This window comes from Micromonospora sp. NPDC048040 (genome assembly GCF_055587185.1).
On record NZ_JBVJGT010000003.1, the window covers coordinates 78,945 to 96,554 of the forward strand.

Annotated in this window: 15 protein-coding genes; 7 read left to right on the forward strand and 8 right to left on the reverse strand. The window is 74.8% G+C overall.

What is annotated here, in order from left to right; all coding sequences use genetic code 11:
• Positions 1–280 precede the first annotated feature (280 nt).
• Both ACZ6O2_RS04905 and ACZ6O2_RS04910 read right to left on the reverse strand, forming a co-directional pair.
• Entirely contained in the window at positions 281–592 is a 312-nt protein-coding gene (locus tag ACZ6O2_RS04905) for a hypothetical protein (protein ID WP_350707770.1), read from the reverse strand.
• Positions 593–859: 267 nt separating this feature from the next.
• Positions 860–1,735: a hypothetical protein gene (locus ACZ6O2_RS04910; protein WP_466022035.1), complete on the reverse strand. Its 876-nt coding sequence runs from the start codon at positions 1,733–1,735 to the stop codon at positions 860–862.
• 134 nt (positions 1,736–1,869) lie between these two features.
• Between ACZ6O2_RS04910 and ACZ6O2_RS04915 the strand changes: the two genes are divergently transcribed.
• Positions 1,870–3,786 carry a sigma-70 family RNA polymerase sigma factor gene (locus ACZ6O2_RS04915; RefSeq protein ID WP_466022036.1) on the forward strand — a complete coding sequence of 639 codons (1,917 nt, stop codon included), beginning with the start codon at positions 1,870–1,872 and terminating at the stop codon, positions 3,784–3,786.
• 186 nt (positions 3,787–3,972) lie between these two features.
• On the opposite strand, the gene ACZ6O2_RS04920 is transcribed toward ACZ6O2_RS04915, so the two are convergent.
• Positions 3,973–4,560 (reverse strand): GNAT family N-acetyltransferase, encoded by a 588-nt coding sequence (locus tag ACZ6O2_RS04920; protein WP_466022037.1) that lies wholly within the window; start codon positions 4,558–4,560, stop codon positions 3,973–3,975.
• A gap of 120 nt (positions 4,561–4,680) precedes the next feature.
• On the opposite strand from ACZ6O2_RS04920, the gene ACZ6O2_RS04925 reads away from it, so the two are divergent.
• Entirely contained in the window at positions 4,681–5,478 is a 798-nt protein-coding gene (locus ACZ6O2_RS04925; protein ID WP_466022038.1) for an alpha/beta fold hydrolase, read from the forward strand.
• Positions 5,479–5,561: 83 nt separating this feature from the next.
• Here ACZ6O2_RS04925 and ACZ6O2_RS04930 read toward each other — a convergent pair whose 3' ends face one another.
• Together ACZ6O2_RS04930 and ACZ6O2_RS04935 are read right to left on the reverse strand one after the other, a co-directional pair.
• On the reverse strand, positions 5,562–6,302 hold the full coding sequence (locus ACZ6O2_RS04930) for an SDR family NAD(P)-dependent oxidoreductase (RefSeq protein WP_466022039.1): 741 nt from the start codon (positions 6,300–6,302) through the stop codon (positions 5,562–5,564).
• A gap of 109 nt (positions 6,303–6,411) precedes the next feature.
• Positions 6,412–6,993 (reverse strand): dihydrofolate reductase family protein, encoded by a 582-nt coding sequence (locus tag ACZ6O2_RS04935; protein ID WP_350707781.1) that lies wholly within the window; start codon positions 6,991–6,993, stop codon positions 6,412–6,414.
• Positions 6,994–7,068: 75 nt separating this feature from the next.
• On the opposite strand from ACZ6O2_RS04935, the gene ACZ6O2_RS04940 reads away from it, so the two are divergent.
• Together ACZ6O2_RS04940 and ACZ6O2_RS04945 are read left to right on the forward strand one after the other, a co-directional pair.
• On the forward strand, positions 7,069–7,650 hold the full coding sequence (locus tag ACZ6O2_RS04940; RefSeq protein WP_350707783.1) for a TetR/AcrR family transcriptional regulator: 582 nt from the start codon (positions 7,069–7,071) through the stop codon (positions 7,648–7,650).
• A gap of 137 nt (positions 7,651–7,787) precedes the next feature.
• Positions 7,788–8,933, forward strand: a complete 1,146-nt coding sequence (locus ACZ6O2_RS04945) for a polysaccharide pyruvyl transferase family protein (RefSeq protein WP_350707785.1) — start codon at positions 7,788–7,790, stop codon at positions 8,931–8,933.
• 54 nt (positions 8,934–8,987) lie between these two features.
• On the opposite strand, the gene ACZ6O2_RS04950 is transcribed toward ACZ6O2_RS04945, so the two are convergent.
• Entirely contained in the window at positions 8,988–9,194 is a 207-nt protein-coding gene (locus ACZ6O2_RS04950; RefSeq protein WP_350707787.1) for a hypothetical protein, read from the reverse strand.
• 118 nt (positions 9,195–9,312) lie between these two features.
• Here ACZ6O2_RS04950 and ACZ6O2_RS04955 point away from each other — a divergent pair, with 118 nt between their 5' ends.
• Positions 9,313–9,834, forward strand: coding sequence for a DinB family protein (locus ACZ6O2_RS04955; protein WP_350707788.1), 522 nt, complete (start codon positions 9,313–9,315; stop codon positions 9,832–9,834).
• A 37-nt stretch (positions 9,835–9,871) separates the two neighbouring features.
• On the opposite strand, the gene ACZ6O2_RS04960 is transcribed toward ACZ6O2_RS04955, so the two are convergent.
• Positions 9,872–10,744: a carbohydrate kinase family protein gene (locus ACZ6O2_RS04960; RefSeq protein WP_466022040.1), complete on the reverse strand. Its 873-nt coding sequence runs from the start codon at positions 10,742–10,744 to the stop codon at positions 9,872–9,874.
• 59 nt (positions 10,745–10,803) lie between these two features.
• Positions 10,804–12,987 carry a N,N-dimethylformamidase beta subunit family domain-containing protein gene (locus ACZ6O2_RS04965; protein ID WP_466022041.1) on the reverse strand — a complete coding sequence of 728 codons (2,184 nt, stop codon included), beginning with the start codon at positions 12,985–12,987 and terminating at the stop codon, positions 10,804–10,806.
• A 229-nt stretch (positions 12,988–13,216) separates the two neighbouring features.
• Between ACZ6O2_RS04965 and ACZ6O2_RS04970 the strand changes: the two genes are divergently transcribed.
• A complete protein-coding gene (locus ACZ6O2_RS04970) occupies positions 13,217–16,471 on the forward strand; it encodes an SNF2-related protein (protein ID WP_466022042.1) in 3,255 nt (1,084 codons plus the stop codon).
• Positions 16,468–17,535 (forward strand): SWIM zinc finger family protein, encoded by a 1,068-nt coding sequence (locus tag ACZ6O2_RS04975; RefSeq protein ID WP_466022043.1) that lies wholly within the window; start codon positions 16,468–16,470, stop codon positions 17,533–17,535. Before ACZ6O2_RS04970 ends, ACZ6O2_RS04975 begins: the two co-directional genes overlap by 4 nt.
• Positions 17,536–17,610 lie beyond the last annotated feature (75 nt).

Here is a 17,610-nt window from a genome sequence, read left to right on the forward strand (position 1 = left end):
GTCCTTGATCAGGAGGGTGGTGATGCGGAGTCCTTGTGGGAAGTAGGTGGAGTCCTTGGCTTTGAAGTCGTCTTCCGACATGCCCCAGTGCACCCACTGCGTGCCGTCGCCCGGGCGCCACACAGTTGTGAAGGCATCGGTCATGGTGTCCCCCCTGTCAGGCGGTGGGTAAGGCGGTCGGCTCTATCGCGCCTCCTCTTCGCGTCCCGAGGCGTCTTGGACCCTGGTGGCGGCGGTGGGGCTGGGTCGAGCATCGTTCCCGGGCCGCATTCGGCGCCCATCATGACGAAACCTTCTTCGCCTCTTCCAGTGCCTTCTCGTACTCCTTCTTGGCTACCGTCAGCCTTGCCTGAAGTTCGAGCATGGCGTCGCGCCGCTGCTCGGCGGTTTCACCCGGCCTCACCTGACCCAGCAAAGCCTTGACCGACGGCGTGTTCATGGCTGGGGTGTAAGGGTTTTCGGGATTCAGGAGATGCTCGACATGGTTGAGCGCCATCGAGATGGTCTGGACTCTTTCGAGAGCTTGCAGCAGCCTGTTCTGCGCCTCCTGCTCCGCGGGGCTGAGATCTACCTCGTCCGAATCTGAGTCCATGAGCGCTCATCCTTACCGTGAGGACTGTTCGCAGGCCAAGCGGTTGCGGTTGTCGTCCGAGTTTAAGAACTTTTCATCGGATCCACGTGACAACGGCCGTTTGTCCGACGCGGCGACATGAATCCACGGCGGCCCGGGCGCGCGGAGTTCAGGGACGAGCGGCGAGGGGGCCACAGGGGCCCACACGGACCAGCACGCGCAGCGGACCGCCGGATCACCGGCGGCCCGCTGCGTCTCAGCTCGTCGTACCGCTGGGCAGGCCGGCGGTCAGCTCGCGCAGACGGCGTACGCCCGCACCTTCCAGTTGCTGCTGAAGCCGTCCTCGTCCTCCGCGGCGCCGACGGTCACGGTGGTCGAGGTCGTGGCCTGCATCTGGGTCAGGCGCACCTGGCCGTCGCCGCCGAGGATCTCGCCGCCCACACCGTGCACGCGGGTGCCGGACGGGCAGGTGGCCACGACAGAGCGGGTGGCGGCGGAGCTGTAGAGGCTGTCGTTGATGACACGCTGCTCACCGGGCAGCGGGTCGGCGCAGATCGCGGTGGCGTCCAGCCACCACGTGCCGGCGAAGCCGGTGCCGTCCTCGGCGCCCGCGACCACGACGCTGTTCTGGTTGATGCGCAGATCCTCCAGGACGACCTCGCTGTTCGACGCCCCGACGACCGCGCCACCGACCCCGATGGCGTGCTTGCCGGCCGGGCAGGACTTCTCGAACCAGTTCGAGGTGCCGAAGCTGCTGGGCGCCGAACTGCCGGTCACGGTCACCAGGCCCGCGGGCGCGGGGGCGCACACCGCGCTCGCCGTGATCGCCCAGTCGCCGCCGAACCCGTTCTCGTCCTCCCGGCCGGTCACCGAGTACGTGTCGCCGTCGACCAGCGGCCGCATGATGTCCATGCCGATCTGCCCGAGGCCCGAGCCGGTGATCGCGCCGCCACCGCCGATGACCTTGCTGCCGGCCGGACAGGTCGCGTTCTGCGTCTTGGCGAAGGTGGTGCTGGAGCCGGTCGTCGTCTTGATGCTCAGGCCGGGCACCGCCGCCACCGGCCCGGTGAGGACCACCTGGCCGAGCACGAGCGCGCTCAGCGCTGCCCCACCCACGGCCGCCGTCCGACGCGACCACCGGGTGCGGTTCGATCCCTCTCGCATGGTGTCTTTCCTTCCTGGTTGTTCGTAGCGATGACACCGGTAGGAGCGCGGTGGGGTCGGGATGCCAACAGAAACTCCCGAAGAAAAAATTTGGCGGCTTTACTGGACGCGTCGAGGAGCAGCGAGGGATTCGGATGAACACGGCGGCACAGGACGACACCGCACTGGTCGAGGCGGTGCGCCGCGGCGAGCGGGCCGGGCTGGAGGGCATGTACCGGCGGTACGCCGACCGGCTGTACACGTACGCCCGGACCATGCTGCGCGAGCCGGAGGCCGCCGCGGACGCCGTCCACGACGCCTTCCTCACCGCAAGCCAGCGCATCGGCCAGCTCCGGGAGCCCGACCGGCTGCGCCCCTGGCTGTACGCGATCGTGCGCAACGAATGCCTCCGGCAGCTCCGGGAGCGGGCCCGCTCCCTGCCGCTAGAGGAGGCCGACGAGCCGGTGGCCGACGCCGTCGACCCGGCCACGGGCGTCAACGCCGAGCAGGTACGCGACCTGGTGCACAGTGCCGCCGCCGCGCTGAACCCGGGCGACCGCGAGGTGGTCCACCTGGCCATCCGCCACGACCTGTCGTCCGCCGACATCGGCGCGGCCCTCGGGGTGCCCGCGAACCACGCGCACGCCCGCCTGTCGCGCGCTCGTTCGCAGCTCGAACGGGCGCTGGGGGCGCTGCTGGTGGCCCGTACCGGGGCCCGGGACTGCCCCACCCTCGCCGGCCTGATCGACGGCTGGCAGGGTCGGCTCACGCCGACCCTGCGCAAGCGGGTCTCGCGGCACATCGAGAGCTGCGCGGTGTGCGGACTGCTCCGACGGGAACAGCTCAGCCCGTCCGCGCTGCTGTCGGCGTACACGGCGCCGGCCTTTCTGGTCGTTGCCGACACGGTGTGGCCGAGACTGGCCGAGGTCTGCGCGACCGATGTCCTGGCCGGGACGGCGGACACTCCGGCGAGTTCGGTCACGGCCGACCCGGCGACCGATCCGGCGCGTGCGGCGGACCAGCCCTCCGTGGCGGAGGGTGCCGGGCCGGCGGACGGACCGGTCGACGGGCCCGCGCCGGCGGCCGGCGAGGCGGTGACCCCGGCTGACGGGGCGGTGACCCCGGGCGGCGAGACCGTGGCCCCGGCCGGCGAGGCGGCGCCGCCGGACGGTGCGGCCGTGACCCCGGGCGGTGCGGCCGTGACCCCGGGCGGTGGGGCGGTGACCCCGGGCGGTGGGGGCGTGGCCCCGGGCGGCGAGGCGGTGCCGCGCGGTGCGGTGGTGCCGGGCGGTGCGGCGCACCGTGCGGCGGCGCCACGGTCCGGCCGGTCTCGTACCGTTCGGCCCGCCGCCGGTGCGGACCACGCGGTGCGGGCGACCCAACCGGGCCGCGACCGGCGCCGTCGGCGAATGGCCGCGACCGCGGCTCTACTGATCCTTCTCGCCGTCCTCGGCACCTGGGCACTGACAACCGGTCGCCCGACCGCCGGCCGGGACGGCTCCGGCCGACCGGTGTCCGAGGCGCTCGTATCAACGGCCGGTGGCCCGGCGGAGCCCGCCGTCGCGCCGCTGCCGTCCGGCACGGTCTCGCAAGCCGGCACGCCGGGGCCGGCCGGCGCCACCGGTGCGACATCCGGGACCGCTGCCGGGCCAGCGGGTGGCGACGGGGCCGCCCGGACGGATGCGCCCGCCGCGCCCGACGTCGTGCCGGACGGCTCCGCACCGGCAACCTCCAGACCACCGACCGTGCCCCGGCCGACCGGCACACCGCAGGTCGCCGCGCCGTTCACCGTTTCCGCCACCGCGCGGGTGCGGTGTGGCGCGGACACGTACAGCCTCGCGGTGCAGGCCACCGGCAGCGCCGCGCTCAGCGGTGCCGAGATTCGCTGGACACCCACCGGGGGCAGGACGTCGGTCCGGGCCATGACGACGGACGGATCGGCCGCGCGGGTGACCGTCGGGCGGCTGCGGGCGCCGACGCTGACCTGGTCGGTAAGGGCGACCACAGCGGACGGCCGCACGGCGCGGAGCGCGACCTACACGGTCATCGATCCGTGTGTGCGACCGGGATAGCCGGGACGGCGCCTGCGCGGGGCAGTCCGGAAGCGGGGTTAACAACTGCTTGGACGGTGTACGAACAGATGGGCTTCGAGGTGATGGCTCTCCAGATGCGCAAGCGGCTGTAGCCGGGAGGACGGCACGCCGGTGTCAGCCGGCGGCCTCCGGTACGTGTCGCCGTGCGCCCTCGGCCCGGCCGGTTCAGATTCCGCGACGCGCGGCCCACTCGTCGGCGAGCATCGCGAAGACGAGTTCGGTGCTCCACCCGCCCTTGAAGAACTCGTTCTCGACCAGGCGGGCCTCCTGCCGCATCCCCAGCCGGCGCGCCAGCCGCGCCGACGGGTCGTTGCGCTCGTCGACCCGCGTGACGACGCGGTGCAGGCCGAGGTCCTCGAAGCCGAGGCGGAGCAGGGCCCGCGCCGCCTCGGTGGCGTAGCCGTGGCCGCCGAAGGCGGGATTCACCGCGTAGCCGAGTTCGCCGCTCGCGTGCACGCGGCTGTGCCAGAACAGCACCACGTCGCCCACCAGCTCGCCGGTGTCGGCGACCTCGACGCCGAGCGTCAGCGCTTGCCCCTCGTCGGTGAGTTCCCGGCGCGCCCACACCGACGAGATCCGGTCGACGACCACCTGGCGGGTCATCGGCTCGAAGGGCACGTAGCGGCACACGTCCGGTCGGCTGCGGTAGGCGAGCAGCGCGTCGACGTCACCGCCGGTCAGCGGCCGCAGCAGCAGCCGCTCGGTGCGGACCGGGTACTGCGGACGTAGGGCGACCTGCGTGGGAACGGACATCGCGTCATCGTGTCACCGCCTCGCCCCGTACGCCGTCCGCAGTGCCCGGGCGCACAGCTCCTCGGCCTGCCCGCCGCCGGACGGCCGGCGGATGGCGTACCGACGGGGTTGGATGAGGGGATGAGCTACGCGGAGGTCAACGGGCTGCGTCTGTGGTGGGAGGAACACGGCGAGGGCCGGCCGTTGCTGCTGTTGCACGGCGGCTTCGGGGCGGTGGAGATGTTCTCGGCGATCCTGCCGGCCCTGGCCGCGCGTCGCCGGGTGATCGCGGTCGACCTCCAGGGGCACGGGCGCACCGCCGACGTCGACCGTCCGCTGCGTTTCGAGTCGATAGCCGACGACGTCGCGGCGCTTGTCACCCGGCTCGGCCTGGCCGAGGCCGACCTGCTGGGTTATTCGCTCGGCGGCGGGGTGGCGCTGCGTACCGCGATCCAGCATCCGGCGCTGGTGCGCCGGCTGGTCGTCGTCTCCGCGCCGTGCCGGCGGCAGGGCTGGTATCCGGAGGTGCTGGCGGGCATGCCCGAGCCCGACGAGGAGGCGGGCGAGCGGATGCGCGGCACGCCGCCGCACCAGCTCTACACGCGGATCGCGCCCCGGCCGGAGGACTGGCCCACGCTCTGGGCGAAGACGGGCGAGCTGCTGCGGCGCGACTACGACTGGTCGGCCGAGGTGGCCGCCCTCGTCGCGCCCACCCTGCTCGTCTTCGCCGACGCCGACTCGGTCAGCACCGCGCACATGGTGGAGTTCTTCGGGCTGCTCGGCGGTGGCCACCGCGACGCCGGCGGGGACGGCGCCGACCGGCCGGCCTCCCGGCTGGCCGTGCTGCCCGGGCTCACCCACTACGACATCGCGGCCTCGCCGGCGCTGCCGGCCGCGGTCCTGCCGTTCCTGACCCATCCCGTGGCGACGCCCGGCTGACGCCGGGACCCGCCGGGCCGGGCTGGACGCGGACCGGGGCCGGGCGCGGTGGGCCCGGAAGCACCGCCGCGCCCGGCGCCGGGTCAGCTGGTGAAGCCGCCGTCCACGTTGACCACCGCCCCGGTGACGTAGCCGGCCTCCGGGCCGGCCAGGTGTGCGACGGTCGCGGCGATGTCGGCCGGCGCGGCGTAGCGGCCGAGGGCGGTGAAGCCCGCGATCGCGGCGGCGTTCGGCCCGTCCGCCGGGTTGGCGTCGGTGTCCGTCGGCCCCGGATTCACCAGGTTGGCCGTGATCCCGCGCGGGCCGAGTTCCCGGGCGAGGCCCCGGGTCAGGCCGACCAGCGCGGTCTTGCTCATCGAGTAGAGCGACAGGCCGGGGAAGACGGCCCGCTCCCCGACGTTGCTGCCGATGTTGATGATCCGGCCGCCCTCGGTGAGGTGGCGCGCGGCGGCCTGCGCGGCGAGGAAGGGGGCCCGGACGTTGACCGCGAGCGTCCGCTCCACCTCGTCGTCGCCCAGTTCCGTGACCGGGCCGACCAGGAAGACCCCGGCGTTGTTGACCAGGATGTCCAGCCGGCCCAGCACCGCGGCCGTCCGGTCGACCGCGTCGCGGACGGCGGCCGGGTCGGCGCTGTCGGCCCGGACCGCCAGCGCCCGCCGGCCGAGCGCCTCGACCTGCTTGACCACCACCGCCGCCCGGTCGGTGGAGTGCTCGTACGTGATCGCCACGTCGGCCCCGTCCTGCGCCAGGCGCAGGGCGACGGCGGCGCCGATGCCCCGGGCGCCGCCGGTGACCAGGGCGACCTTTCCGTTCAGTGTCGTCATGCCAATGATCGTCGGTGGGCGGCCGATCCCGGTCTGGCGGCGATCGGACGCCTCGTTCCGGGGCCGACGCGGGGTCCGGTTCCCGCGTCCGCCCCCTCCGGCGGCCCGGTTACCCGGCTTCGGTGGGGCGGGCGTAGTGGAGGATGACGACGCCACTGTCGAACGGGCGGGTGCCCACCAGGTCGAACCGGCGCGGGTCGAATCCGCGGTCGGCGAGCGGGATGCCGCTGCCGATCACGTACGGGTTGAGCTTGATGATCAGCTCGTCGACCTCGGGCAGGAGCTGGCCGGCGAGCTGGCCGCCGCCGCAGAGCCAGATGTCGCGGCCGGGCCGGCGCTTCAGCTCGCGGACGAACTCGACCGGGTCGGTGGAGACGATCTCCACCTCCGGCTCGGCGGCCGGGGGCAGGGTGCGGGAGAAGACGTACTGCTTCAGGTGGGCGTACGGGCTGGTGACGCCGATCTTGAGGGCCGGGTCGTAGGTGGCACGGCCCATCACCAGGGCGTCGAAGCGGCCCTTTGGCTCGTCGATGCCGAACTGCGGGTGGGTGAACGTGGGGAGCGTCTGCGACCAGTTCGCCGCCAGGTGCGCGGCTAGGTCGGCGTCCAGACGGAAGAAGTCGGGCGACCCGTCGGGGGCGGCGATGAAGCCGTCGAGGGTGCTGGCGATGTAGTACACGAGCTTGCGCAAACCGGTTCCCCAATCACTACTGGTGTCGTGGATGACTGTACTACAGCCGTCGTGGATCCTGCTAGGGTTCTTCTCATGGCGCGGAACGTGGAGCGGCGGACGGCCCTGGCGGACGCGGGGCTGCGGGTGCTGGCGGCGACCGGGGCGCGGGGGCTCACCCACCGGGCCGTCGACGCCGAGGCGGGCGTGCCGACGGGCACCGCCTCCAACTACTTCCGCTCGCGCGACGCCCTGCTCGGCGCGCTCGGCGAGCGGATCATGGAGCGGTTCGCCCCGGACGAGGAGGTCCTGGCCGAGCTGGGCGCCCGCGAGCCGTCGCTGGAGCTGTTCGTCGACTACCTGCGGTACATCGTCGAGCGGACCACCCGGCAGCCCGACCTCACCCGGGCCCTGATCGAGCTGCGGCTGGAGGCGGTCCGCCGCCCCGACCTGGCCCGGGTCCTCGGCGACACGCTGCGCCGGGGCTACCGCGACGACGTCGCGTTCCACGTCGCGTCCGGGTTGCCGGGCGGCGCGTTCGAGGTCGCCCTGCTGCACTACGCCATGGACGGGCTGCTGCTCGATCTGCTCAGCACGTCCATCGACGCCGGTTTCGACCCCGACGAGGTGGTCGTGGCGTTCGTGTCCCGGCTGGTGGGCGGCGCGACCGACCGGTGACCCACGGAACGTGACCACGCCCGGACACCGGGGACCGGACGCGACGGGGCGCGTCGCCCCGCCCGGGTCGGTCGCCCAGGAGTGTTCCCCGGCGCAGCGGGAATCCGTCCCCGGACGCACCTGGGGAGGAGCGACCGATGACGCGTGGCGGCGGACTGACGATCGGCGTGCTCGGCTCGTACGGGGGCCGCAACCTCGGCGACGAGGCGATCCTGACCGGGCTCCTGGCCGACCTGCGGGAGCAGGAGCCGGACGGGCGGATCATCGTCTTCTCCCGTAACCCCGAGCACACCCGGGTCGCCCACCCCGACGTCGAGGCGGTGCCGTGGGAGGGGATCAGCCGCACCGACTCCGCGCTGGTCCTGGGCCAGCTCGACGTGCTGATCCTCGGCGGCGGCGGCATCCTCTACGACCGGGAGGCCCGCCGCTACCTGCGGGTGGTCCGGGTCGCCCAGGAGCGCGGGCTGCCGTTGCTGACGTACGCGGTGGGGGTCGGGCCGCTCAGCGAGAGCATCGACACCGGGATGGTGCGGGAGACGCTGGCCAGCGCCGCCCAGGTGACCGTGCGGGACCAGGAGTCCCGGATGGTGCTGGAGGAGGCGGGGCTGCTCAACCCGATCACGGTCACCGCGGACCCGGCGTTCCTGCTCGAACCCGAGGACTTCCCGGCGGAGCTGCTCCGCGAGGAGGGCGTGCCGGCGGGGAAGCGGCTGGTCGGGATGAGCGTACGGGAGCCGGGCCGGGCCGCCGAGCGGCTCGACGTCGACGGCTACCACCGCCTGCTGGCCCAGATCGGCGACTTCCTCGTGCACCGGATCGACGCGTACGTGCTCTTCGTCCCGATGGAGCGCGACGACATCCGGCACTCCCACGGCGTGTTGTCGCACATGACCGCCGCCGAGCGGGGCCGGATCCTGCACGGCAGCTATCAGCCCGAGCAGGTGCTCGGGCTGATGCGTCACTTCGACCTGGCCGTCGGCATGCGACTGCACTTCCTGATCTTCGCCGCGATGGTCGGCACGCCGTTCCTGCCGCTGCCGTACGCCGGCAAGGTTTTCGACCTGGCCCAGCGGCTCGGTGTGCCGGCGCTGCGGGGCGTGGAGCGGGAGGTGGAGGGCCCGCTGCTGGCCGAGGTCGACCGGCTCTGGGACGAGCGGGAGAAGCGGGCCGAGGCCACCGCCCGGCGGGTGGCCGGCGTGTGCGACGAGGCCCGGGGGACCTCGCAGGTCACCCGGGCGGTGCTGGAGAGCCTCCGCGCCCGCACCCTGAGCGGGGTGTCCTGAGGTGGCGACGCCCACCGGCCCCGGCCCGCCGCCGAACCCGGGCCCCGGGCCGGCTCAGACCGCCGGCCCGCGCCAGCAGTAGCGCCACCCGTCGGCCCCGGCATCCACGGACTCCAGCTCGTAGATCTCCGCCTCGGCCAGCCCTTCCGGGCCGAGGTGGTGGTGGGTCAGCGGCGGGCGGCCGTTCGTGTCCAGTTCGACGGTGACCGTCTCGCCGTCGGCCGTGCCACCCACCAGCGGGATTTCTGCCGTTGATGCCATGCGCCCATCCTGCCCCGCCCGGCCCGACCCCGCAGCGGATAGCGCGGCAGCGCGCGGGCCCGCCGGACGGCACGGCGAGGGGCAGCGCGCCGGCCCGCCGGACGACTAGGGTCCGCGGATGGCGGAGATTCCGATCGACCCCACGCTCGGCCCGGTGCTGGCCCGTACGGGCGACGAGCGGGCCGTGCTCGAAGCGTTCCTCGACTTCCACCGGGGAGTGCTGCTGCGCAAGCTGCGCGGGCTCTCCGACGCCGACGCGGCCCGCCGGCTGGTGCCCTCGGCCACCACCGTCGCCGGTCTCGTCAAGCACCTGACCCTGGTGGAGCGGAACTGGTTCCCGTGCCTGCTCGCCCCCGGCCCGGACGACGTCTACCTCACCTCCGAGGAGGACGCGTCGGCGAGCTTCGCGCTGACGGCGGAGGACACCGTCGAGCGGCTCGCCGGGGCGTACGAGCGGGCGTGCGCCCGGTCCCGGGAGGTCGCCGGGCGGTTCGACCTCGACCACGTCGTCCCGCACCCGCAGCTCGGCGAGGTCTCGCTGCGCTGGATCCTGGTGCACATGGTCGAGGAGACCGCCCGGCACGCCGGGCACGCCGACATCCTCCGCGAGCTGACCGACGGCGCCACCGGCGCCGTCTGACGGCCACCCGGGGAGGCGGTGCCTCCCGCCCCTGACGTCAGGGGCGTGGCAGCAGGCCGGCCGGGTACTCCATGCCGTCGTGGGTGCAGGCCGCCGCCGCGACCCGGGCCCCGTACGCCGCCGCGGCGGCCGGCGGCACGCCGCGCAGCCGGGCGGCGATCACGCCCGCCGCGAACGCGTCCCCGGCGCCGTTGGTGTCGACGACCGGGGCGGGCGCCTCGGCGGCGGGCACCCGGGTCGGCCCGCCGTCGCCGGTGTGCAGGTCGGCGCCGTCCGCCCCGTGGGTCACCAGCACCGTGCGGGGCGCCAGCGCGGCGGCCAGCGCGTCGGAGCCCGCGCCCAGCCGGACCCCGCTGACGAAGACCACGTCGGCCGCCTCGGCGAAGGGGCGGTGGTAGGGGTTCTCGCCGTCCCAGTCGTGCAGGTCGGTGGAGAGGGCGGCCCCGTCGGCGAGCCCGGCGCGCAGGGCGGGCAGCAGGGGAGGGACCCAGTCCATGATCGACAGATGCACGTGCGCCGAGTCGCGGGCCAGCGCCGCCAGCTCGGCCGCTGCGAACGGGGCCGGCCCCCGCCACGGACGCGGGTCGTAGAGCGACATCCGCCGCCCCGCCGGGTCCACCATGTTCACCGACCGCCGCGTGCCGGCCGGGGCGTCGCCGAGCACGGCGTGCACACCGGTGCGGGCCAGCGCCGCCCGGACCACGTCCCCGGCCGGGTCCGCGCCGAGGACGTCGACCACCGCCACCCGGAGCCCGAGCGCGTGCGCGGCGAGCGCCAGCCCGGAACCGGTGTTGCCGATCCGCAGCTCGATGGGGTCGACGGTGACGGAGTCCGCGGCGGGCAGCGGGATCGCGGGCACCCGCACCCGCACGTCCACGCCGAGGCCGCCGATCACGAGGAGGTCGAACATTCGGCCGACCCTAGTCGGAGCGGATCGACAGGGCGCTGCCGGCCGACCCGCTCCGGGGGTCACTCCAGCGGCTGGGGTTCGAGCTGGTCGGGCGCGGGGGCGGTGCGCTGCCGCGGCGCCGTCGTCCGGCGGACCGCCGGGCCCTCGACCAGCGCGAGGTCGAAGACGTTGCGGAAGAGCCGGGACATCGCCGCGTCGGTCGCCAGCGCCCCGGCGAAGGTGATCGAGGACGCGCTGAAGACGAAGCCACCGTTGGGCTTCTCGACCAGCACCATGGCCGCGCCTCCGCCGGTGTTCTGCCCCCGGGCGATGACCTCGGTCGAATCGGCCTCGCCGTCCAGGCCGAGCATGGCGTCGGTCTCCCAGCCGCTGGCCGCGCCGTTGTAGCCGGCGAGGCCGAAGCGGCTGCCCACGGTCAGGCCGGTGCCGGCCAGCAGCTTGTGGTCGCGCAGGACCGCGTACGGGGCGAAGGTGAACCAGCTGGCGCTGGTGTAGTTGACCCCGACGAGTTGCGAGGCGGGCAGGCCCAGCGAGTTGTAGGTGTCTCGCCGCCCCTCCGGGGTGCGGAACGTGACGGCGCTGCGGTCCGCGCTGAACCGCACCCGCTCGTAGAGACCGTTGCCGCCGGCGTAGATCACCCGGCCGCCGCCGGCGAGGTAGTCGGCGAGGTGCTGGCGCATCTCCTCCGACCAGTACTCGGGGTGGCTGCCGAGCACCAGCACCCGGTACCGGGCCAGCCAGCCGCCGGAGACCTGCAGGTCGGTGTCGTCGTAGCAGTCGAACTCCAGCCCCTGCCGGGTCATCCAGCGCATCAGCAGCACGTCCGACCAGAGGGTGTGCTCCAGGTTGCCGGTCGCCTCGACGTTCAGCTCCGTCGACGGCCGGCGCAGCGAGAACGTGCGTGTCCCCGCCATGTCCCCGCAGTACTGGTAGTGCCCGCCCCACGTGTTGTACGCGTGGTAGGTGTTCGTCGGCAGCAGCATCGCGATGTCGTGCCGGGGCGTCGCCGGCTTCACCACGAACGGCACGTGCCGGCGCAGCTTGTGCGGGCCCTCGAGCCGGGCCGCGTACAGGCCGGACGGCCAGCTCTCGGGGATCGACAGCGTCAGCGTGTCCGACCAGTCGCAGCCCGACTGGAGGTAGCCGGTCGGCAGCACCTGGAGTCTGCCCGTCACGCCGGTCGGGTCCTTCACCACCTCCGGCGCGCCCTCGCTCGGCGCCACCCGTACGACCGACGCGGTGAGCGTCGGGAAGGTGGTGGAGACCGCGATCCGCGCGGTCGAGCCGGCGGTCACGGTCGGCGTCCGCGCGTACCCCTGGAGGGCGGCCTGGCTCTGCAGGGTGAAGCCGCTGCCGACGGTGCGGCCGGAGCCGCCGTTGGCCCAGGTCGCCCGCCGGTCGGTGCCCGCCTTGGACCAGTTGGTGATCCGGTAGGTGACCAGGCTGCCGGTGGCGCGCCGGGTGGGGTCGCTCGGCTGCACGCCGTAGAGGGTGCCCTGCCCGACGCAGATCAGCCCGTTGATGGTCAGCTCGTTGAAGCCGTTGCCGATCCGGATGCCGGAGCCGGCCGCCCACCTGCCGCCGCCCAGGTGCTGGTACCAGTAGATGGCGCCGTGCCGGTACGCGTAGATCACCCCGGAGCCGTCCGCCACGCCCTGGAAGCTCTTGAAGCCCCGGGTGATCCGGCTGCCGCCGGTCCACTTCCCCGTCGACGGGGTGTACTGGTAGCCGTACAGGTCGCCCTCGGCGTCGACCCCGTAGACCGTGCCGCCGAAGCCGAACAGGCGGGGGAACTTCTGGAAGCCGCTGCCGATCTGCCTGCTGCCGCTCCAGTAGCCGGCCCCGGTGGTGTAGTTGGTGCAGACGTAGCGGTAGTAGTGGATCGTGCCGTCCGCCCGCACGCCGTAGAGCGAGCCGTCGGCGCTGCCGAGGACCGTGCGGAACTGGTGCCAGCCCGAACCGATCTTGCGGCCGGAGCCGGTGGCCCACCCGGTCACGCCGGTCTGCCAGCCCCAGTGCCGGTACCAGAGCAGCGATCCGTCGGCCTGGATGGCGAAGATGACCCCGTTACCGCCGCCCACGAGCTGGATGAAGCGCTGCTCGGGGTCGTAGCCGGGACCGTCGGCCCGGGCGGGGGCGGCGGGCGCCGCGAGCACCGAGGGCGCGGCGGTGGCCGCGGCCAGCGCGCCACCCGAGGCCAACACACGACGTCGGGTGATCCGACGGTGGACGCGCAGTGACATTTGCGAAGAACCTTCCCCGTTGTCGAGCCAGCGCAATCTAGCCGTCGGCCGAGGGCCGCGGGGGGAGGGGTGAGGGGGTGGCGCCGAAAGTCGTTCGGAAAACGGCAGAGACCGACCGATCGGACGATCCGGGCCCGTCCGGCGCCTCCGGTCACACCGGGCACGGTGTGCGCGCCGGGGTCGCGGCCGGACCGATATCCTCGCCGAGTCGTCACGAGGAGGGGGACGCGTGCTGGTCGTCCACGGGGTGTGGCGGTGGGGCGTCGGGCTCGCCGTCTGGGCCGAGGACAGCACGCTGCCGGCCCGCGCGCCACGCCGCCCCGGCCGGGCGCCCCGGGAGCGGCCGCACCCGTTCGCGGCCGGCCACCCGACGCTGGCCGCCGCGCTGGCCGAGGCGGCCGATCCGGCCGACCTCGGCACGGCGCTGCTCACCCTCCCCACCCGGGCCGGCTCGCCGCTGGACTCGCCGGAGCTGGTCCGCACCGCCGTCGCGGAGCCGGTCCGTGGGCCGGTCACCCTCGCCGGGTGGCGCGTTCCCGTCCTCCGGTACGCCCCGGACGCCGCCCTGGCCCTGCTGCGCGGGCTCGACGGGCTGGCCGTCGTGCCCGGCGCGACCCTGCGTCACCTCGCCGAGCTGGCCGACTTCGCGGTCGAGCTGGCGGCCCGGGGTCGGGTCCTGCCCGGCCTCGCCGCCCCGGCGTCGGCGGGCTCCACCGACGGCGCCCCCGCGCCGACCGGGCGGCCCGAGGGCGCGGGCAGGTCGGGGAAAGCCGGCCACGACGGCACGCGCCGTCGCGCGTCGCAGGGCGGCGACTGGTCCACCGTGGACGAGCAACAAGTGCGGGTCGCCGCCCGGGCGGTGTGGCGACCCCTGCTGACCGGCACGGACGCGGCCTGGGCGCGGGCGCTGGCGCTGGCCCTGCCGCCGGCCGCGCGCGCCACCGCCGACGCGCCGGCCCGCCCGGGCGCCACCGGCGACGACGGGCCGGGCATCGACGACGGGCCGGGTGAGCTGGTCGCCGACGCGCTCGACGCGCTCACGGACGCCGCGGTCCGGGTGGCGCTCGCGGAGACCGCGCTGGCCCGGGGCGTACGCCCGAACGGCGCCGTGCCGGCCTGGCTGGCCGCCCTCTCCGGACCGGTCCGGGACTTCGCCGCCGAGCCGGCCGCGCTGGAGACCCTCCGTGCCGAGCTGGCCGCCTGGCAGCGCGACGCGGCCGGCGGTGCGGTGCGGGCGAGCTTCCGCCTGGTCGAGCCGCCCGCCGACGAGATCGCCGAGCCGGTCGTCGTGGTGCCGGCCGACCCGGCGGCACCGGTCGCGACGAGCGGGACGTGGCGGGTCGAGTTCGGGCTCCAGGCGGCCGACGAGCCGAGCCTGCACGTGGACGCCGGGCAGGTCTGGCGGGCGCCGGAGACCGTCGCCGGGCTGGCCGGCCGGCGGGACGACCCGCAGGAGACCCTGCTCGCCGAGCTGGGCCGGGCCAGCCGGCTCTGGCCCGAGCTGGACACCGCCCTGCGCACCGCGACGCCGGAGGCGCTGGAGCTGGACGTCGAGGGCGCGCACCGGTTCCTCCGCGAGGGCGCACCGGTGCTGCACGCCGCCGGCTTCGCCGTGCTGCTGCCGTCCTGGTGGCGGCGCCCGTCGTCGCGGCTGGGCGCCCGGTTGCAGGCCCGCAGCCGGACCGCTCCCGGCACCGTCGCCGCAGGCGGCGGAGTCGGGCTGGACGCCCTGGTCGACTACCGCTGGGAGGTGGCCCTCGGCGACCAGCCACTGACGGCCGAGGAGTTGGCGTCGCTGGCCGCGCTGAAGACCCCGCTGGTACGGCTGCGCGGGCGGTGGGTGGAGCTGGACCCGAAGCGCCTCGCGGCCGGCCTGCGGCTGCTCCGGTCCTCCGGCGAGCTGACCGTCGCCGACCTGCTCCGCCTGGGCCTGGCCGACGGCGGTCAGCCCGACGCCCTGCCCGTGCTGGAGGTGAGCGCGGACGGCGCGCTCGGCGACCTGCTGGCCGGGGCGGTGGAGCGGCGCCTCACCCCGCTCGATCCGCCGCCCGGGTTCCACGGCACGCTGCGGCCGTACCAGCGGCGGGGGCTGGCCTGGTTGGCGTTTCTGCAGTCGCTCGGGCTCGGCGGGGTGCTCGCCGACGACATGGGGCTCGGCAAGACGGTGCAACTGCTCGCCCTGCTCGCGCAGGACCCGCCGGAGGCCGGCCCGACGCTGCTGGTCTGCCCGATGTCGCTGGTGGGCAACTGGCAGCGGGAGGCGTCCCGGTTCACGCCGGGGCTGCGCGTACACGTGCACCACGGCGCGGAACGGGCGCGGGGAACGGCGTTCGCGACGGCCGTGCACGAGGCGGACCTGGTCGTCACCACCTACTCCGTGGCGGCCCGGGACGCGGTCGACCTGGCCGGCATCGACTGGCACCGGGTGGTGGTCGACGAGGCCCAGGCGATCAAGAACGCGGCCACCCGGCAGGCCGAGGCGGTCCGGGCGCTGCCCGCCCGGCACCGGATCGCGGTGACCGGCACGCCGGTGGAGAACCGGCTGGCCGACCTCTGGTCGATCATGCAGTTCGCCAACCCGGGCCTGCTGGGCCCGGCGGCGACCTTCAAGAAGGCGTACGCGGAGCCGATCGAGCGGCACGGCGACGCCGAGGCGGCCGAGCGGTTGCGCCGGATCACGGGCCCGTTCGTGCTGCGCCGGCTCAAGACCGACTCCTCGATCATCTCCGACCTGCCCGAGAAGCTGGAGATGGAGGTGCTCTGCAACCTCACCGCCGAGCAGGCGTCGCTCTACCGGGCGGTGGTCGACGACATGCTGGCCCGCATCGAGTCCAGCGACGGCATCGAGCGGCGCGGGCTGGTGCTGGCCACCATGACCCGGCTCAAGCAGGTCTGCAACCACCCGGCCCAACTGCTGCGTGACGGGTCGGCGCTGGGCGGCCGCTCCGGCAAGCTGGCCCGGCTGGAGGAGATCCTGGACGAGGTCCTGGCGGCGGGGGAGCGCGCCCTGCTGTTCACCCAGTACGCCGAGTTCGGCGGCATGCTGCGCGGCCACCTGTCGGCCCGGTTCGGCCGGGAGGTGCTCTTCCTGCACGGCGGCGTCGGCAAGGCCGACCGGGACGCGATGGTCACCCGGTTCCAGTCCCCGGACGGGCCGGCGATCTTCGTGCTGTCGCTCAAGGCCGGCGGCACCGGGCTCACCCTCACCGAGGCCAACCACGTGGTGCACGTCGACCGGTGGTGGAACCCGGCCGTCGAGGACCAGGCCACCGACCGGGCCTTCCGGATCGGCCAGCGGCGCCGGGTGCAGGTCCGCAAGTTCGTCTGCGCCGGCACGGTGGAGGAGAAGGTGGCGGCGCTGATCGCCGACAAGCGGAGCCTGGCCGCCTCCGTCGTCGGCACCGGGGAGCAGTGGGTCACCGAGCTGTCCACCGCGCAGCTGCGCGAGCTGTTCACCCTGGAGGCCGGGGCGGTGGTGGAGTGAGCGGGCAGCGCGAGCGCGACGGCGGGGCGACCGGCAGGTTCGCCGACTACGGCCGGCCGCGCCGGGTCGACGGCGGGCTGCGGGCCCGCAGTACCCGGGGCGCCATCGGCCGGTCCTGGTGGTCGCGGCGCTTCCTGGAGGTGCTGGAGTCGTTCGCCCTCGGCACCCGGCTGACCCGCGGCCGGTCGTACGCGCGGGCCGGCCAGGTCGTCCGCCTGGACGTCGCGCCGGGCACCGTCAGCGCCGTGGTGCAGGGCTCCCGCGCGCAGCCGTACGAGGTGAGCATCGCGCTGACCCCGTTCCCGCCGGAGCTGTGGTCCCGCGTCGAGGCGGACCTGGCCGCCCAGGCGTTCTTCAGCGCCCGGCTGCTCGCCGGCGACCTGCCCCCGGAGCTGGAGGAGCTGTTCGCGGCGGCCGGCGCCCCGCTCTTCCCGGCCGGCGTGGCGGAGCTGCGCCAGCGGTGCAGCTGCCCCGACTTCGCCGTGCCGTGCAAGCACCTCGCGGCCACCTTCTACCTGCTGGCCGAGGCGTTCGACGCCGACCCGTTCCAGCTGCTGCACTGGCGGGGCCGGGGTCGGGCCGAGCTGCTCGACCGGCTGCGCGCCCTGCGGGCCGGGACCGCCGCCGACCTGCCGGCCGGCCCGTCCACCGTGCCGCCGGGCGGTGACGCCGCCACCGGTCCGCCCACTCTGGAGCGCCGGGATGCCGGCCCTGGGCCGTCCACACCGGAGTCCCGCGATGCCGGTGGGTCGTCCGCCGGGCAGCGCCACGATGCCGGCGGCGGGCCGTCCATCGTGGACCAGCGCGGCCCCGGCGGCCGACGGGACACCGTGGACCCTCCGCCGGCCGGGGCCGCGCGGGCGCTCGCCGGCCTGCCGCCGGCGCCGCTGGCCGAGTCGGTCGACCGGTTCTGGCTGCCGCCCGTCCCGCTGCCCGACCGTCCGCCCAGTCTGGCGACCGGGCCCGACCTGCTGCTGCGGCAGCTCGGCGCGCCGGCCCCCGCCATCGGCGGGCCCGGCCTGGTCGAACGGCTGCGGCGGGCGTACCGGCTGCTCGGCCGGTGAGGAGGTCCTTCCCCTCCGCCGGATCGCCGGCCGTTGTCACCCTGCGCGGTGTCGGCGGCGCGGCACGGCCGCGCC

What these genes read in the sequence shown, in the direction of transcription:
- ACZ6O2_RS04960 (WP_466022040.1), bottom strand. Translation starts at nt 10,744, where the DNA reads ATGTTCGACCTCCTCGTGATCGGCGGCCTCGGCGTGGACGTGCGGGTG.
- ACZ6O2_RS04950 (WP_350707787.1), bottom strand. Translation starts at nt 9,194, where the DNA reads ATGGCATCAACGGCAGAAATCCCGCTGGTGGGTGGCACGGCCGACGGC.
- ACZ6O2_RS04910 (WP_466022035.1), bottom strand. Translation starts at nt 1,735, where the DNA reads ATGCGAGAGGGATCGAACCGCACCCGGTGGTCGCGTCGGACGGCGGCC.
- ACZ6O2_RS04955 (WP_350707788.1), top strand. Translation starts at nt 9,313, where the DNA reads ATGGCGGAGATTCCGATCGACCCCACGCTCGGCCCGGTGCTGGCCCGT.
- ACZ6O2_RS04945 (WP_350707785.1), top strand. Translation starts at nt 7,788, where the DNA reads ATGACGCGTGGCGGCGGACTGACGATCGGCGTGCTCGGCTCGTACGGG.
- ACZ6O2_RS04940 (WP_350707783.1), top strand. Translation starts at nt 7,069, where the DNA reads ATGGCGCGGAACGTGGAGCGGCGGACGGCCCTGGCGGACGCGGGGCTG.
- ACZ6O2_RS04965 (WP_466022041.1), bottom strand. Translation starts at nt 12,987, where the DNA reads ATGTCACTGCGCGTCCACCGTCGGATCACCCGACGTCGTGTGTTGGCC.
- ACZ6O2_RS04920 (WP_466022037.1), bottom strand. Translation starts at nt 4,560, where the DNA reads ATGTCCGTTCCCACGCAGGTCGCCCTACGTCCGCAGTACCCGGTCCGC.
- ACZ6O2_RS04905 (WP_350707770.1), bottom strand. Translation starts at nt 592, where the DNA reads ATGGACTCAGATTCGGACGAGGTAGATCTCAGCCCCGCGGAGCAGGAG.
- ACZ6O2_RS04915 (WP_466022036.1), top strand. Translation starts at nt 1,870, where the DNA reads ATGAACACGGCGGCACAGGACGACACCGCACTGGTCGAGGCGGTGCGC.
- ACZ6O2_RS04930 (WP_466022039.1), bottom strand. Translation starts at nt 6,302, where the DNA reads ATGACGACACTGAACGGAAAGGTCGCCCTGGTCACCGGCGGCGCCCGG.
- ACZ6O2_RS04925 (WP_466022038.1), top strand. Translation starts at nt 4,681, where the DNA reads ATGAGCTACGCGGAGGTCAACGGGCTGCGTCTGTGGTGGGAGGAACAC.